The 16,861-nt window shown below is 44.8% G+C and carries 18 protein-coding genes; 14 read left to right on the plus strand and 4 right to left on the minus strand.

Going from position 1 to position 16,861, the window contains the following annotated elements:
- The first annotated feature begins 43 nt into the window (after positions 1–43).
- The 12 genes from VGD82_RS00080 to VGD82_RS00135 all read left to right on the plus strand — a co-directional run bounded on the left by VGD82_RS00080 (position 44) and on the right by VGD82_RS00135 (position 11,312).
- Positions 44–382, plus strand: a complete 339-nt coding sequence (locus tag VGD82_RS00080) for an ATP synthase subunit I (protein WP_331018447.1) — start codon at positions 44–46, stop codon at positions 380–382.
- A gap of 34 nt (positions 383–416) precedes the next feature.
- Complete coding sequence (gene atpB, locus VGD82_RS00085) at positions 417–1,250, plus strand: F0F1 ATP synthase subunit A (RefSeq protein WP_331018448.1); 834 nt, start codon at positions 417–419, stop codon at positions 1,248–1,250.
- 76 nt (positions 1,251–1,326) lie between these two features.
- Entirely contained in the window at positions 1,327–1,593 is a 267-nt protein-coding gene (gene atpE / locus VGD82_RS00090) for a F0F1 ATP synthase subunit C (RefSeq protein WP_015833271.1), read from the plus strand.
- Between the two features lie 77 nt (positions 1,594–1,670).
- On the plus strand, positions 1,671–2,141 hold the full coding sequence (locus tag VGD82_RS00095) for a F0F1 ATP synthase subunit B (protein ID WP_015833270.1): 471 nt from the start codon (positions 1,671–1,673) through the stop codon (positions 2,139–2,141).
- A 23-nt stretch (positions 2,142–2,164) separates the two neighbouring features.
- A complete protein-coding gene (locus tag VGD82_RS00100; RefSeq protein WP_015833269.1) occupies positions 2,165–2,701 on the plus strand; it encodes a F0F1 ATP synthase subunit delta in 537 nt (178 codons plus the stop codon).
- Between the two features lie 49 nt (positions 2,702–2,750).
- Positions 2,751–4,292, plus strand: coding sequence for a F0F1 ATP synthase subunit alpha (gene atpA, locus VGD82_RS00105; RefSeq protein ID WP_331018449.1), 1,542 nt, complete (start codon positions 2,751–2,753; stop codon positions 4,290–4,292).
- Between the two features lie 23 nt (positions 4,293–4,315).
- On the plus strand, positions 4,316–5,254 hold the full coding sequence (gene atpG / locus VGD82_RS00110; protein ID WP_135276548.1) for a F0F1 ATP synthase subunit gamma: 939 nt from the start codon (positions 4,316–4,318) through the stop codon (positions 5,252–5,254).
- A gap of 63 nt (positions 5,255–5,317) precedes the next feature.
- A complete protein-coding gene (gene atpD, locus VGD82_RS00115) occupies positions 5,318–6,745 on the plus strand; it encodes a F0F1 ATP synthase subunit beta (protein WP_331018450.1) in 1,428 nt (475 codons plus the stop codon).
- 41 nt (positions 6,746–6,786) lie between these two features.
- Positions 6,787–7,212, plus strand: a complete 426-nt coding sequence (locus VGD82_RS00120; protein ID WP_331018451.1) for a F0F1 ATP synthase subunit epsilon — start codon at positions 6,787–6,789, stop codon at positions 7,210–7,212.
- 117 nt (positions 7,213–7,329) lie between these two features.
- A complete protein-coding gene (gene glmU, locus VGD82_RS00125) occupies positions 7,330–8,700 on the plus strand; it encodes a bifunctional UDP-N-acetylglucosamine diphosphorylase/glucosamine-1-phosphate N-acetyltransferase GlmU (protein ID WP_331018452.1) in 1,371 nt (456 codons plus the stop codon).
- Between the two features lie 107 nt (positions 8,701–8,807).
- The gene (gene glmS / locus VGD82_RS00130; protein WP_331018453.1) at positions 8,808–10,649 is read left to right on the plus strand and encodes a glutamine--fructose-6-phosphate transaminase (isomerizing); all 1,842 of its coding nucleotides are present in this window, start codon (positions 8,808–8,810) and stop codon (positions 10,647–10,649) included.
- A 33-nt stretch (positions 10,650–10,682) separates the two neighbouring features.
- On the plus strand, positions 10,683–11,312 hold the full coding sequence (locus tag VGD82_RS00135; protein ID WP_331018454.1) for an adenylate/guanylate cyclase domain-containing protein: 630 nt from the start codon (positions 10,683–10,685) through the stop codon (positions 11,310–11,312).
- Positions 11,313–11,338: 26 nt separating this feature from the next.
- Here the strand turns inward: VGD82_RS00135 and VGD82_RS00140 are convergent, their stop codons facing one another.
- Complete coding sequence (locus VGD82_RS00140) at positions 11,339–11,884, minus strand: YaeQ family protein (RefSeq protein ID WP_331018455.1); 546 nt, start codon at positions 11,882–11,884, stop codon at positions 11,339–11,341.
- A 145-nt stretch (positions 11,885–12,029) separates the two neighbouring features.
- On the opposite strand from VGD82_RS00140, the gene ettA reads away from it, so the two are divergent.
- The gene (ettA, locus tag VGD82_RS00145; RefSeq protein WP_331018456.1) at positions 12,030–13,694 is read left to right on the plus strand and encodes an energy-dependent translational throttle protein EttA; all 1,665 of its coding nucleotides are present in this window, start codon (positions 12,030–12,032) and stop codon (positions 13,692–13,694) included.
- A 9-nt stretch (positions 13,695–13,703) separates the two neighbouring features.
- Entirely contained in the window at positions 13,704–14,459 is a 756-nt protein-coding gene (locus VGD82_RS00150) for a ubiquinone/menaquinone biosynthesis methyltransferase (protein WP_331018457.1), read from the plus strand.
- An 11-nt stretch (positions 14,460–14,470) separates the two neighbouring features.
- Here VGD82_RS00150 and VGD82_RS00155 read toward each other — a convergent pair whose 3' ends face one another.
- The 3 genes from VGD82_RS00155 to VGD82_RS00165 all read right to left on the minus strand — a co-directional run bounded on the left by VGD82_RS00155 (position 14,471) and on the right by VGD82_RS00165 (position 16,860).
- Positions 14,471–15,271, minus strand: a complete 801-nt coding sequence (locus VGD82_RS00155) for an SDR family oxidoreductase (protein ID WP_331018458.1) — start codon at positions 15,269–15,271, stop codon at positions 14,471–14,473.
- A gap of 156 nt (positions 15,272–15,427) precedes the next feature.
- Entirely contained in the window at positions 15,428–16,075 is a 648-nt protein-coding gene (locus tag VGD82_RS00160; protein WP_331018459.1) for a thiol:disulfide interchange protein DsbA/DsbL, read from the minus strand.
- A 161-nt stretch (positions 16,076–16,236) separates the two neighbouring features.
- Complete coding sequence (locus tag VGD82_RS00165; protein ID WP_331018460.1) at positions 16,237–16,860, minus strand: SPOR domain-containing protein; 624 nt, start codon at positions 16,858–16,860, stop codon at positions 16,237–16,239.
- Between the last annotated feature and the right edge of the window lies 1 nt (position 16,861).

Genomic DNA, 16,861 nt, shown 5'->3' on the forward strand with positions numbered 1-16,861 from the left:
TAAGTCATTGTCAGCATTAAATACATCAGATGTTTTTAGTAAAATGCTTAAAATTCAGCTAGTTGCTACATTGGCTGTGGCGGTAGTTATGTATTTTGCTTCAGGTGTGCCCGCTGCAATTTCAGCCATATTTGGTGGTTTAAGTGTGGTGCTTGGTGCGTATGTGGCAAGTTTGGTTGCCAAGCGTGGAGCAAATAAAACGGATGCTTCAGCAATATTGATTAACCTGCTCAAAGCAGAAGCCGTTAAGATTTTAATGATAATTGTAATTTTGGTTATCGTATTTAGTTTTTATAAACAATTGGTGCCGTTTGCACTGATTGCTGGTTTGGCGGCTGCCGCATTGTTTTCAGGTGCAGCCCTCAGTAAGTTAAACGTGTAATTTAAACAAACGTCAGTTAGAAAAATATTAGATTATGGCTACAGAACACGCAGATAACGCACAACACGCACTCACCCCTTCAGCTTATATCGAGCATCACTTAAGTTTTAATGCGCAACCATTAAACGAAGGTGCAGGTTTCTGGACATTACACGTAGATACGTTTGTGATGTCAGTAGCACTGGGTTTGATTGTGATGGGTTTGATCTGGTTGGTGGCGCGTAAGGCGACTGCTGGCGTGCCAACAAAAACACAAGCTTTTGTTGAGCTGGTGTTTGGTTTCATTGATGACCAAGTTAAAAATATTTTCCACGGAAATCGTCACAGCTTCATCGCACCTACCGCGCTAACCGTGTTTTTGTGGGTGTTTGCAATGAACTCCATGGACTTTTTACCGGTTGACTGGGTGGCTGGTATCGTTTCATTCTTTGGTGGTGAGCATGCTAAGTGGCGTGCAGTACCTACATCTGACATTAACACCACCTTTGCTTTGGCTTTATCTGTGTGGATTTTAATGATTTTCTTTGCAATCAAAGTTAAAGGCCTTAGTGGTTGGATTCACGAGCTGTTCTGTGCACCATTCGGTACCAAAATCTGGGTATGGCCAGCTAACTTTATGTTCAATTTGATTGAATACGTATCAAAACCACTTTCACACTCACTACGTTTGTTCGGCAATATGTATGCTGGTGAGGTTATCTTCTTGTTGCTAGGTATGTGGGCTGCTACAGGCTTAACCGGCACTATCGCAGGTGCAATTCTGGGTGCTGGCTGGTCTATCTTCCACATTCTGATTGTTGCGTTACAAGCGTTTATTTTCATGATGTTAACGGTTGTTTATTTAGCCATGGCACATGAAGGTCACTAGTTAAGTTTTGTTTGGTATTTAAGTAGTTTTATTTTTTGTAGTTGGTTGTAAGTTTAATTTTAGAGAGGGTAATAACATGGATGCATTAGCATTGATTCAAGCCTACACAGGCGTTGGTATTGGTTTAATTATTGGTTTGGGCGCTGCTGGTGCTTGTATCGGTATTGGTATTATGTGTGCAAGTTTCTTGGAAGGCGCTGCTCGTCAACCAGAAATGATCCCAGCTTTGCAAGGTAAAGTATTCTTGCTATTAGGTTTGATTGACGCTTCATTCATTATCGGTGTTGGTCTTGCAATGATGTTTGCATTTGCTAACCCATTATTAAGCGTAGTTGCTCAGTAATTAGCAAAATTAAGCTAACTAGTCATTAACATCAGTTTAATGACTAGTGCTTTTATGATTAACAAAATGGATCAAAAATGAACATTAACTTTACACTTATCGCACAAGCTATCGCATTCGCTGTGTTGATTTGGTTCACAGTGAAATTCGTTTGGCCGCCGCTATTAAAAGCGATTGAAACGCGCCAAAAAGAAATTGCTGATGGTTTGGCAGCAGCGCAAGAAGGCCGCAGTGCTTTAGAAGTTGCAGCTAAAAAGTCAGAAGTGACATTGGCTGAAGCAAAACAAAAGGCAAGCGAGATTATTGCGCAAGCTGAAAAACGCGGTTCACAAATCGTTGAAGAAGCTAAAGGCAATGCTAAGGTTGAAGGCGACCGTATTTTAGCTGGTGCTAAAGCTGAAATCGATCAAGAAGTAAACCGTGCTAAAGAAGGTTTGCGTGCGCAAGTGTCAGCATTGGCTATCGCCGGCGCTGAAAAGATTTTGCGTAAAGAAATCGACGCAAATGCTCATAGCGAAATGCTATCTAAACTAGCTGCAGAACTTTAAGGCTAAGGGATAAAGGAAATCACATGGCTGAAATATCAACCATCGCAAGACCTTATGCAGTAGCGGCTTATAAATTGGGTCGTGAGCAAAAGGCACTTGGCAAATGGTCTGAGATGTTGGGTTTTGCCGCTGCCGTTACAAATGACGCACAAATTAAAGCCTATATTCAAGACCCTAAAGTTGTTAGCAGTGATTTGCAAGCAACTTTCTTGAAAGTGTGTGGCGATCAACTTAATGAAAACGGACAAAATCTTGTCAAAGTTTTAGTTGAGTATGGTCGTTTATCCATTTTGCCAGAAATTTCAAGCGCATTTGAGGCGTTAAAAGCACAAGATGAAGGTACGTTGGACGCTGAGATCATCGCAGCAGCTAAACCGAGTGCGGCAGAGGTTAAAGACCTGGTAAAACGCTTAGAAGCTAAGTTTGGTAAAAAGATTGAGGCTAGTGTTTCTGTTGACCCAGAACTCATTGGTGGCATCAAAATTGTTGTTGGCGATACCGTGATCGACGCATCCGTCAAAGGTCAGTTACAAAATTTAGCCTATACGCTTACGGCATAAGACGCAGGCAATGGCCTAACTTTAGGCAAAGAAACTATTAGGAGTTTACATGCAGTTATCTACATCAGAAATCAGTGAACTGATTAAAAGCAGATTAGAAAATTTTTCTACCAGTGCTGAAGCGCGTACTCAAGGTACTGTTATTTCAGTAACTGACGGTATCGTTCGTATTCACGGTCTTTCAAACGTGATGGCCGGCGAGATGATCGAATTCCCAGGCAACACATTTGGCCTTGCGCTTAACTTAGAGCGTGACTCAGTGGGTGCAGTGGTTTTAGGTGATTACGAGCACATTACTGAAGGCGACACATGTAAATGTACAGGTCGTATCTTGGAAGTGCCAGTAGGTCCAGAATTAGTTGGCCGCGTAGTGAACGCATTGGGTCAGCCTATCGATGGTAAAGGTCCAGTTAACGCTAAACTAACTGACAAAATTGAAAAAGTGGCTCCTGGCGTGATTGCACGTAAATCAGTGTCACAACCAGTACAAACTGGTTTGAAATCAGTTGACTCTATGGTGCCAGTAGGCCGTGGTCAACGTGAGTTGATCATTGGTGACCGTCAAACAGGTAAAACAGCAGTTGCGGTTGATGCGATCATCAACCAAAAAGGTCAAAACATGACCTGTATCTACGTTGCGATTGGCCAAAAGGCTTCTACTATCGCTAACGTGGTACGTAAACTAGAAGAAAACGGCGCGATGGCATACACCATCGTAGTTGCAGCTTCAGCTTCTGACTCAGCAGCATTGCAATTCTTAGCTCCATACGCTGGTTGTACTATGGGCGAATACTTCCGTGACCGCGGTGAAGATGCATTGATCGTTTATGATGACTTGACTAAACAAGCGATTGCTTACCGTCAAATTTCATTGCTATTACGCCGTCCACCAGGCCGTGAAGCTTACCCAGGTGACGTGTTCTACATCCACTCACGTTTGTTAGAGCGCGCAGCTCGTGTAAACGAAGAGTATGTAGAGAAATTCACTAACGGCGCTGTTAAAGGCAAAACTGGTTCATTGACTGCATTGCCAGTGATTGAAACAGCTGCTGGTGACGTTTCTGCATTCGTTCCAACTAACGTGATTTCTATTACTGATGGTCAGATCTTCTTGGAAACTGACTTGTTCAACGCTGGTATCCGTCCTGCGATCAACGCTGGTATTTCAGTATCTCGCGTAGGTGGTGCTGCACAAACTAAAGTAATTAAGAAATTGGGCGGCGGTGTGCGTCTAGCATTAGCGCAATACCGTGAATTGGCTGCGTTTGCGCAGTTCGCTTCTGATTTGGACGAAGCTACACGTAAACAACTAGACCGCGGTCGTATGTTTACTGAGTTGATGAAACAAGCGCAATACGCACCATTGAGCGTTTCAAACATGGCAATCACCTTGTTTGCAGCAAACAAAGGTTACTTTGATGACGTAGCTACTAACAAAGTACTAGCATTCGAAGGCAAACTGCACGGCTTCATCGCTTCTAAATACAAAGCATTAGCTGACGCGATTGAATCAAGCAAAGACTTAAGCGGCGATAACGAAAAAGCACTTGATGCAGCAATTCAAGACTTTAAAGCGACGACTGCTTACTAATATCTAACTATTAGGACACTAAAATGGCTGGTAGTAAAGAAATTAGAACCAAGATCAAGAGTGTAGAAAATACACGCAAGATCACAAAAGCGATGGAGATGGTTGCCGCTTCTAAAATGCGTAAAGCGCAGGACAGAATGCGTGCATCACGTCCATACGCTGAGAAAATTCGCAATGTTGCAGCTCACCTTTCATTGGCGCATTCTGAATATAAGCACCCTTTCCTGTTAAAGCGTGACAATGTTAAGAATGTTGGCATTATCGTTGTGAGCTCAGACAAAGGTCTGTGCGGTGGTTTAAATACTAACGTGTTGCGTTTAACTGTTAACCAAATGAAAACTTGGGAATCAGAAGGCAAGAAATTGTCTGTGAGCGCGATTGGTAATAAAGGCTACACCTTTATGAACCGCGTTGGTGCCAATGTGAAATCTCACATTACCGGTTTAGGTGATGTGCCACATTTGGATAAACTCATCGGTACGATTAAGGTAATGCTAGACGCTTACACCGCTGGTGAAATTGATCAGTTGCATATTTGCTACACCAAGTTCATCAACACTATGAAGCAAGAGCCAGTGATTGAGCAATTGCTTCCATTGACGGCTGAGCGCTTGGGTACACATCCAACCACAGAGAAATCTGAAGCGTTGAGTGCTAGTGCTGTTGTTAAAAGTGCGCTTGAAATCGGTGCGGCTAAAGGTCATTGGGATTACATCTACGAGCCTGAAGCTAAACCAGTGATTGACCAGTTGATGGTACGTTACATCGAGTCATTAGTTTACAACGCAGTGTCTGAGAATATGGCATCTGAGCAATCATCACGTATGGTGGCGATGAAGTCAGCGTCTGATAATGCGAAAAACGTGATTGGCGAATTGAAACTGGTTTACAACAAAGCACGTCAAGCCGCGATTACCAAAGAGATCTCGGAGATCGTTGGTGGTGCAGCAGCGGTTGCATAAACAAGCAAAGAATTTAATTAAAGTAATATCTGACTAACAGTACGTTTGAGTCGAGGAAAAAAGATGAGTACAGCAAATATTGGTAAAGTAGTGCAATGTATTGGCGCGGTGGTTGACGTTGAGTTTCCACGTGATCAAATGCCAAAAGTATTTGAAGCGTTGATTATTGATGACGCATCAAGCCAAGCGGAAGCTGGTTTGACATTGGAAGTGCAACAACAACTAGGTGACGGCATTGTGCGTACTATTGCCATGGGCTCATCTGATGGTCTTGCACGTGGTACTGCGTTTAAATCAACTGGCGCACAAATTCAAGTGCCAGTAGGTACAGGTACTTTAGGTCGTATTATGGACGTGTTAGGTCGCCCAATCGATGAGGCTGGCCCTATCGATTCAGACGAGCGCCGTTCTATTCACCAAAAAGCACCTAGCTTTGAAGAATTATCTCCATCAGTTGACCTGTTAGAAACAGGTATCAAGGTGATTGACCTGGTTTGCCCATTCGCTAAGGGTGGTAAAGTTGGTCTGTTCGGTGGTGCTGGTGTAGGTAAAACAGTTAACATGTTGGAGTTGATCAACAACATCGCTAAACAACACTCAGGTTTATCAGTGTTTGCAGGTGTGGGTGAGCGTACTCGTGAAGGTAACGACTTCTACCATGAAATGGCTGAAGCTGGCGTTATTAAACTAGACGACATGAAAGAATCAAAAGTAGCGATGGTATTCGGTCAAATGAACGAACCACCAGGCAACCGTTTACGCGTAGCTTTGTCAGGTTTGACTATGGCTGAGAAATTCCGTGACGAAGGCCGTGATGTGTTGTTCTTCGTTGACAACATTTACCGTTACACATTGGCCGGTACTGAAGTATCTGCGTTGTTAGGCCGTATGCCTTCAGCTGTAGGTTACCAACCTACCCTAGCTGATGAAATGGGCCGTTTACAAGAGCGTATTACTTCAACTAAAACAGGTTCTATTACTTCTATCCAAGCGGTTTACGTACCAGCGGATGACTTGACTGACCCATCACCAGCAACTACGTTCCAACATTTGGACTCAACTGTTGTGTTGTCACGTGACATTGCTTCTTTAGGTATCTACCCAGCGGTAGACCCATTGGATTCAACCTCACGTCAATTAGACCCATTAGTGGTTGGTGAAGAGCACTACCAAGTTGCACGTTCAGTACAACAAACATTGCAACGTTACAAAGAATTACGTGACATTATTGCGATTTTGGGTATGGATGAGTTGTCACCAGAAGATAAATTGGCTGTTGGTCGTGCACGTAAAATCCAACGTTTCTTATCACAACCATTCCACGTTGCTGAAGTGTTTACAGGCGCGCCAGGTAAATACGTACCACTAAAAGAAACAATCAAAGGCTTTAAAGCGATTGTTGCTGGTGAATACGATCACTTGCCAGAGCAAGCTTTCTACATGGTTGGCGGTATTGAAGAGGCTGTTGAGAAAGCTAAAACACTTAACTAAGTTTTGCTTGGTTAATTAGTTAAACGCTTTAAGGAAAAATAATGGCAAATACTGTTCATATTGATGTAGTTAGTGCAGAGGCAAGTATATTCTCAGGTGAAGCTGAGTTTGTAGTTGCTCCTGCAAGTGCTGGTGAAGTAGGTATCTACCCTAACCATGCACCAATGATCACTACCATCAAGCCTGGCGCTTTGCGTATTAAGCAAACGAACGAAGCTGAAGAAACGTTAATCTTTATCTCAGGTGGCCTGTTAGAAGTGCAACCTGGTGTGGTGACTGTATTGGCTGACACAGCAGTACGTGGCCACGACTTGGATGAAGCTAAAGCGATTGCTGCAAAAGAAGCTGCTGAAGAAGCACTTAAAAACAGATCTTCAGATATTGACTATGCAACAGCACAGGCAGAATTGTCTGAGGCCGTGGCACAGATTCAAACTATCGAGCGCTTACGCAAGAAAACGCATTAATCGCGTTGAAGATGGTGTAAAAGCAAAAAGGCAACCTCGGTTGCCTTTTTTGTTATACTTTCCGAATAGAAGCAGTGCAAATAAATCAGTGCTCATAGAAACAGACCTAAATAACACATGAACAAATTAAATATCGTGATATTGGCAGCGGGTAAAGGTACTCGTATGCATTCTGATTTACCTAAAGTCTTACATGTGGTTGGTGCGCAACCAATTCTGGCGCATGTGATTAATTGCGCTAAAGCATTAATGCCCAATAAGATTATCGTGGTCTATGGTTTTGGTGGGGAACGGGTAAAAGATGCTTTTAGTCACGAAGAAATTACCTGGGTCAATCAGGCAGAACAGCACGGCACTGGTCACGCTGTGCAGCAGGCTCTCCCCTATTTAGAAGCGGACGCAGATACGCTAATATTGCTAGGCGATGTGCCGCTAGTTGATGTGGACGTATGTCGCAAGTTGATTGCACAGGCAGATAGCAAGCTGGCGATTCTATCGTTTAATAAAGCTGACCCTAGCGGCTATGGACGTATAGTGCGCGATGTTAACGGTGCGGTTCATGCCATTGTCGAACATAAGGATGCGACTGCAGAGCAGCGTGCGATTGTTGAGGTAAATACCGGCATTATGGCAATGCCAAATGTATATCTTAAAAGCTGGCTATCAAGAATCACCAACAATAATGCACAAGGCGAATATTACTTAACCGATATTGTGGCGTTAGCAGTGCAAGATAAAGTGAGTGTAGTAGCCGAAATTACAGCTGATGAGTGGTCTGTAACCGGTATCAATGCCAAAACAGATTTGGCACAAATTGAACGCGTGCATCAGGCAAGAATCGCACAAACATTATTACAACAAGGCGTAACCTTAAAAGACCCGGCACGTCTTGATGTACGTGGTGATTTGCATTGTGATCGCGATGTAGAGATTGACGTGAACTGTGTATTTGAAGGTAAGGTGACGCTAGGCGACCGCGTGAAAATTGGGGCGAACTGCGTGATTAAGAATGCAGTAATTGCCGCGGGCACGCAGATTGCCGCGTTTACACATATTGATGACACCACCGTGGGCGAAAACAGCAAGATAGGCCCGTTTGCGCGTTTACGTCCTGGCACTACCCTTGCTGCCGAAACGCACGTTGGTAACTTTGTAGAGCTGAAAAATGCACAGGTTGACGTAGGCAGTAAGATCAACCATTTGAGCTATGTGGGTGATAGTACTGTCGGTAAGGCGGTGAACATAGGCGCAGGCACCATTACCTGTAATTATGATGGCGCCAATAAATTTAGAACGGTGATTGAAGACGGTGCTTTTATTGGCTCTGATTCACAATTGGTAGCGCCTATTACCATAGGCAAAAACGCAACCATTGCAGCCGGCTCTACAATTACCAGAGATGCACCGGCAGATGCTCTTACCTTCTGCCGTGCAAAAGAGCAAAAGACGATTACGGGTTGGAAGCGACCACAAAAGATTAAAAAATAATTCCTTATTCGTGATTTAAGCATCGAAAAATATATAGCGGCATCGCCGCTAATAAGCATCTGGTGATGTGAAGCAATCAAGATAAAAATTTTTAAGAGAGTAAAACTATGTGTGGCATTGTAGGTGCAGTAGCAAATAGAAATGTTGTTTCAACCTTGATTGAGGGTTTAAGCCGCCTAGAATATAGAGGCTATGATTCAGCTGGTGTTGCTGTATTAAACGATACCGGCATTGCGCGCGTGCGTGCAGTTGGCCGTGTTTCAGCAATGACAGAAAAGGCGAATGAGTCAAAGCTAAGTGGTTTGGTTGGTATCGGTCACACACGTTGGGCTACGCATGGCGGTGTGACGGAAAGTAATGCCCACCCGCATATGTCACCTAGCCAATTGGGTGGTGAAGTGGCTGTTGTGCATAACGGCATTATTGAGAACCATGATGAACAGCGCACACGCTTAAAAGCATTAGGTTATGAGTTCACTTCACAAACTGATACCGAAGTCATTGCACACCTCATTCATTATTACCATAAAGATTTATCGTTATTAGCTGCTACACAAAAAGCGGTGGCTGAACTTACGGGCGCGTTTGCCATCAGTGTGATTTCAATAAAAGAACCTGAACATATGGTTACCGCGCGTTTAGGCTGCCCACTATTGATTGGCCTAGGTGAAGGCGAAAACTTTATTGCTTCAGATGTTTCTGCTGTGCTATCAGTAACCCGCAAAGTGATTTATTTAGAAGATGGTGATGTAGCGGATATTCACCGTGAAGGTGTGACTATTTTAGGTCGCGATGGCATTGAAGTAACACGTAAAATTCATATGAGTGATGTATCGCTCGCCAGCTTAGAGTTGGGCCCATATTCGCACTTCATGCAAAAAGAGATTCATGAACAGCCTCGTGCGTTAAACGATACGATAGAAGCGCTGATTGATGACAATCACTTCTCACCTGCCCTATTTGGCAAAGGTGCAGCCTCTGTGTTTGAGCAAGTAGATAGCATTTTAATTTTGGCTGCCGGCACCAGTTATTATGCTGCGCTAACTGCCAAATACTGGTTAGAGAGCATTGCCAAAGTGCCTACTAATGTAGAAATTGCCAGTGAATATCGCTACCGCGAGTCCGTGCCTAATCCACGTCAATTAATCGTGACGATTTCACAGTCTGGTGAAACCCTAGACACGATGGAAGCGCTAAAACATGCCAAAGCCTTAGGTCAGCATCTCACCCTAGCGATTTGCAACGTGCAGGAGAGCGCAATCCCACGCGCGTCTGAATTAGTGTTTTACACACGTGCCGGCGCAGAAATTGGCGTGGCGTCTACCAAAGCATTCACCACGCAATTAGTTGCTTTATTCACCTTGGCAGCAACGTTGGCAAAACAACGTGGCTTACTCGATAAAGAGACAGAGCAATCGCATTTAGGCGCATTACGCCAATTAGCTGGTAGCGTGCAACATGCGCTGAACTTAGAACCGCAAATCCGCGAATGGGCAAAATCATTTGCCAATAAGCAGCATGCCTTATTCTTAGGGCGCGGCATACACTACCCTATCGCCTTAGAGGGCGCTTTGAAGCTTAAAGAGATTTCTTACATCCATGCCGAGGCTTACCCTGCCGGCGAGCTTAAACACGGCCCCCTGGCGCTGGTAGATAGCGCTATGCCGGTGGTAGTAATTGCACCAAATGATGCATTGCTAGAAAAAGTAAAATCTAACATGCAGGAAGTCAAAGCGCGCGGTGGCGAGTTGTTTGTGTTTGCTGATGCAGATAGCCACTTTACCGAGTCTGAAGGCGTGCATGTGATACGTACCCCGCGCCATGTCGGCGTGCTCTCCCCTATTTTGCACACGATACCGGTACAGATGCTGGCCTACCATGCGGCCCTATTGAAGGGTACGGATGTAGATAAGCCTAGGAATTTGGCGAAGTCAGTCACCGTAGAGTAAGTTTCGCTTAGCACACTTAAAAACTGGAAAGTGATGAGTCACAACTCTAAAACCGTTATGCAAAACTCTGAGGGTCGCTTATATGACTTGATTGCTCAGAGGTTATTGCCTGATGCAAATAAGGTAGAAATAGATCAGCGTATTTGGGATTTATTTGGCGAAGAGTGGTGCGTGATGATGACCGACTTGGCGGGATTTTCTCGCCGAGTTGCAGAGTATGGCATCATTCATTTTCTGCAGACGATTTATGAGTCTGAGCGCTTGCTGTTGCCAGTGATTGAGCAACATGAGGGTTTTTTGCTTAAAACAGATGGTGACTCTTTTTTAGTGATTTTTCGTAAGCCACAAAAAGCCTTACAGTGCGCGCTGGTGATGCAGCAGACTTTAATTCCCTACAATGAAGCCAAACTGGAGCAGGAAAGAGTTCATCTGTGTGTGGGTTTGGGTTTTGGTAAGATTTTACGTGTAGGCAATACTGAAGTGTTTGGCGCAGAGGTAAATGCTGCCTGTAAGCTGGGTGAAGATGTCGCTAAACAAGGTGAAACGCTAGTGACAGGTGCATTTCAACAAGCTTGCGCGGACTTTGCAGGGGTGGCTTATCAAAAGTTAGAGCATGCACCAGCTGGTACAAACTCTGCCTACAAAGTCATTTTTTCTAAGTAAATATCTTTAACTAAGAAACTAACAAGTTAGTAATTGCTTGGCTCTTTAAAAATCACAGGTGTAATGTCTAAAGTGCCGCCGTCATGCCCTACCATGATTTGTCCATCTTGAATGGTGCAGCTGATATTAAAGCCACGCTCAGCAATATTCGCTAGCTCTTTCGTGTCAGGTAAGTTAATCACAGTGAGGTTGTTGATTTTAAGTAAGGCTTTACTGTTGGCCGTCCACCACATATCTGCTACTCGTCCGCCATAAAGCATAACAACCACTTGCTTGGCGCGACCTGCTGCTTTGCGAATATCTTTTTCTGTTGGTAGACCAACATCCATCCATAACTCGATGGCGCCGGTCAGATCCTTTTGCCACAAATCTGGTTCTTCATCATCACTCAAGCCTTTGCCGAATATCAGTGACTCATTAGCATACATCGCAAACCCAATCAGCCGTACCATGACGCGCTCGTCAGTTTCTGACGGGTGTTTTGCAATCGTCAAACTGTGCTGCTGGTAATAATGACGGTCCATATCAGAAACTTGCAGATCGATTTTATAAATTGTGGATTTGATTGCCATTTAAGCGGTGCCTTATATTGTTGGCACATTATACCTACATTCCCCTTGCCTTATTCATTGGCAATCATTGATTAGAGTTGGTGATAGCGAGCAAGCAGGCGGGCTTTCTGTTAAGCTTTCATTTTTAAATTTGCAAGATAACATCATGGCCCAATATGTAATGTCGATGCTCCGCGTGAGCAAGATTGTTCCCCCTAAAAAACAGATTATTAAAGATATCTCTTTGTCTTTTTTCCCAGGGGCGAAGATTGGTTTGCTGGGTTTAAACGGCTCGGGTAAATCAACGGTGCTGCGCATTATGGCGGGCGCAGATAAAGAGTTTGAGGGTGAGGTGCAATGGCAGCCTAATATTTCAATTGGCTATTTGCCGCAAGAGCCGCAGTTAGACCCGAATAAAACCGTGCGTGAAGAAGTGGAAAGCGGTATGGGCGCGGTGATGGAAGCCAAGCAAAAGCTAGAGGAAGTGTACGCGGCGTATGCCGAGCCAGATGCAGATTTTGATAAGCTGGCAGAAGAGCAAGCGCGTTATGAGAATATTATCGCTGCCAGTGGATCTGACGTTGAGCATCAATTAGAAATTGCAGCAGATGCGCTGCGTTTACCAGCATGGGATGCCAAGATTGGCCCGTTATCAGGTGGTGAGAAGCGCCGTGTGGCCTTATGTAAGTTGCTGTTATCTAAGCCAGATATGCTGCTGCTAGATGAGCCTACCAACCATTTGGATGCAGAGTCTGTAGAGTGGTTAGAGCAGTTCTTAGTGCGCTTCCCAGGCACTGTGGTGGCAGTTACCCATGATCGTTATTTCCTTGATAATGCGGCAGAATGGATTTTAGAGTTAGACCGCGGTCATGGTATTCCATGGAAAGGCAATTACTCTAGCTGGTTAGACCAAAAGCAAGCACGTTTGGCGTTAGAGGAGTCACAAGAGTCATCACGCCGCAAAGCGTTGAATACTGAGCTGGAATGGGTACGCCAGAACCCGAAAGCGCGTCAGGCGAAGAGCAAGGCGCGTATTGCACGCTATGAAGAGTTAGCGAGTGCCGAGTACCAAAAACGTAACGAAACACAGGAGATCTTTATCCCTGCTGGTGAGCGTTTAGGCGACCAAGTCATTGAGTTTAATGGCGTGAGCAAGGCGTTTAAAGACCGTTTACTGATTGATAACTTGAGCTTTAGCATCCCTGCCGGCGCGATTGTGGGCATTATCGGCCCGAACGGTGCCGGTAAATCTACCTTGTTTAGAATGATTACAGGTTTAGAGCAGCCTGATAGCGGTGAAGTGAACATCGGCCAAACCGTTAAGTTAGCTTATGTAGACCAAAGCCGTGATGTACTAAGCAATGATAAGACCGTGTTTGATGAGATTTCAGGCGGCTCAGACATCTTAACCGTAGGCCGTTACGAAACACCGTCTCGCGCTTACATCGGCCGCTTTAACTTTAAAGGCGGTGACCAGCAGAAAATCGTGGGTCAACTATCAGGTGGTGAGCGCGGACGTTTGCATTTAGCGAAAACACTGATTTCTGGTGGCAACGTATTGCTGCTGGATGAACCGTCAAACGACTTAGATGTGGAAACACTACGTGCGCTGGAGGATGCATTGCTGGAGTTTGCAGGCAGCGTGCTGGTAATCTCGCATGATCGCTGGTTCTTAGACCGTATCGCCACACACATCTTGGCGGCTGAAGGCGAATCGCAATGGACTTTCTTTAACGGTAACTATCAGGAATATGAAGCTGATAAACGTAAACGTTTAGGTGAAGAAGGCGCGAAACCTAAGCGTATACGCTATAAGCCGATTGCACGTTAGGCATCGTCAATGACGGATGGCAAACCTCCTGCACATCACAACGCTGCTGAATTTACGTGGCAAAATGATGATGTATTTGGTCGGATTGCATCACGTTACGATAAGCTCAGCGATATCTTTAGCTTTGGCATTCATCGGTTATGGAAAAGGCGTGTTGCAAAGAGAATAGCAGGCGAAAGATGGAATACATTACTTGATGGAGCCAGTGGAACTGGGGACATTATTGTACGAGTAATGGCTATTGCCTCAACTCAAGGGCGCACTGTAATTGCCTCAGACGTGAGTGCAAAGATGCTTGCTATCGCCGAGCAACGCTTACGCTCACTGAATGGAAGTGTGAGTCTGAAGCTGCTAGATGCTGAGAGCATGCCTTCCATTCAAACAGATACTGTGGATGCCTATTCGATTTCACTAGGGCTAAAAATTTGTAATCGGCATCTTGCCGTCCAAGAGGCGCTACGTGTTCTCAAACCTGGCGGTAGACTAATAGTATTGGAAGCATCCAACATACAATGGAGATTCCTACATCGCATCTATCTGGCGTATATGTCTTTTTGTATGCCTGTACTTGGTTGGATAGCCACTGGTGGTGATGCATCTGCATACAAATATTTGCTGCAGGGCGTTCGTGATTTTCCTACGGCAGAGGCGTTTGCTCAGGAGTTGTTGCAACATGGGTTCGAGGCAGTTGAATTTGAGAGACTATCGCTAGGCATCGCCGCCATACATACTGCACGCAAGCCGCTTGGCAAACCGAATGCCTAGCCCATCTTCGATCAGACTTTAATTCTGGGTTTATGTGGGGCATTCTTTGCAAGCTTGTCCCAAAGTACAGGCGGAATTAGCCGCAGCAGCCTTGCCACCCAGCCCATTTGCCAAGGGATGACTACAAAACGTCGCTTGCGCACAATGGCATTCACAAACTTGTGTGCCGCAATATCTACATCCATTAAAAATGGCATTTTATAGGTGTTGATATCGGTCATTGGCGTGCGGATGTAGCCCGGAGCAATCGTGGTGACAGCGATATTGTGATGCAGCATCTCCACGCGCAGGCTTTCCAGGTAGGCAATGGCGGCGGCTTTAGACGCACTGTATGCGCCAGCCCCTGGCAAGCCGCGAATACCCGCTACGCTTGCGATGCCAACCAACTGCGCTGACTGTCCGCTACTAGCGGCTAGATGCATGGCGTGAATAAATGGCTGGAATGTATTCACGAGGCCAATCACATTGATATCCATCACGGCCTTAAATGCATTGGTGTCCTCTGCATTTTCGGTGAGTGTGCCGCTACTGACCCCTGCGCTACCAATCACCACGTTAGGTGCGCCATAGTGCTGTATAAAATGCTGGGCGGCAGAGCTCAGTGCCTCGCCATCGCGTACGTCTAACGCATAAACTGCACATTTGACGCTATAGCTGGTTTCCAAGGTCTGCTGTAATGCCTGTAAGTGCTCACTACGCCTTGCTACCATGCCAATGATTGTATCTTTGCCTGGGTGGCGCTTGGCATATTCATATGCAAGTGCTTCACCTATGCCGCTGGATGCACCTGTGATAAAAACTTTCATCGCCATCTTCCATTATTGTTAATTGTTGAATGACAGGTCATACAAATATAAAACCCCGCTTTGCAATGTAGCAGAAACGGGGTTTTAAGTTTAGGTCAGCCAGACCAATTTACCAATTAAACAGCTTTTCATAAAAAGCTTTAAACCAGTGCGGTGAGGCTGTTACTTTTTTGCTGGGGCAGCTGCCTTGGCTTTATCGGCACGAATGTTAGCGATGATGTAGTCAGCAGTTTTTAACGCCGCATCATTGTTGCCTGCCATGGTGCTTGAAGTAATGAATTGGCCATTGATAATTAAGCTAGGTACGCCAGTAGCGCCTGAAGAACGGAAGATATTAGCCGCGCGATTCAAACTGGTGTTAGTAGCGAATGAGCCAAAAGCTTCTTCCACTTTTCTTTTATCTAGACCGCTTTGTTGCGTAACCCAGTTAATTGCTGCTTTTTCATCTGTAGGATTGAGTGATTTTTTAGTGTGAATCGCTTCAAATAATGGTGTGTGTAATTTTTCTAAAACACCGAGTGTTTCCATTGCGTAGTAAGCTTTTGCCATTGGCGCCCATGCTTGGTGCGGCAGCCCTGGTACGCGTTTAAATGCTACGTCTGCAGGTAATTTTTTTATCCATGCGTTGATAGGTGCTTCCATGCTGTGGCAGTGCCCACAGCCGTACCAGAACAACTCAATAACTTCAATCTTGTTTGGATTGTCGGTATTGATAGTTTGTGCTGTGCGATCAAAGTCTTTGCCTATTTGCGGCTCAGCCATTACGCTAAATGAGGCTAGCAACATTAAAGCGGTTAATAATTTTTTCATTGATATTATCCTTGTTAACGATTCTTTAAATTTGTAATTAAAAATTCAGCTATTCAACAAACGTGTCATCTTAAACGTCTTATCTTGCAATTTGGCTGACAATTATTTTTTATCTATACTGTTTGTTGGTTACGACTACCTTGCATTGACCAGCACTGAACCTATTGGGTTTCATTGTTGATGGTAATTAAATCAGATTTAAAACCATTGCTGGCTAAATCAGCCTTAGTTTTGTTAATCAGCTCCAGATTTTTGAGCGGCCCCACGCGTACTCGGTGCCAAACCCCTTTGTTAGGGATGGTAGCGGTTTGCACCACTGCCTCAAAGCCTTGTAAGGCCAGCGTGGCTTTCATGTTGTCGGCCTCATCTTCAGTCTGAAACGCGCCTACCTGTAAAAAGTAGGTGTTTTTTGCTGATGAATCAGTGCTTTGCTCTTTGCTTTTTACTTCTTCAGTTGTTACCTGGCGCTCGCTGCCAGGCAGTATGGTGTAGAAGTCAAAACGCGTTTTGTCTTCAGCAGTTTCAGCCGATTTAGTTTTGTCCTCTACGGCGGCTTCGTTATCCTGAGCAGCATTTTCCTTAGCAGTATCTGCGATTTTTTCAGAGACCGGTTTATTCGGTGAGGCTAAATCGGCAAACGGGCTTTCTTCCCCCTTAATCATCATCACTACCGCTAAAGACGCGGCCACACCGAGTAAAAACCCGATTAATAAGCCGGTGACAAATGGATTGCCTTGGCTTGGCTTGGACGAACGTTCTGGTCTAGGTTTGTAATCCCTACTCATA

Source organism: Methylotenera sp. (assembly GCF_036401095.1).
In the GTDB taxonomy this organism is placed as follows: Bacteria; Pseudomonadota; Gammaproteobacteria; order Burkholderiales; family Methylophilaceae; genus Methylotenera.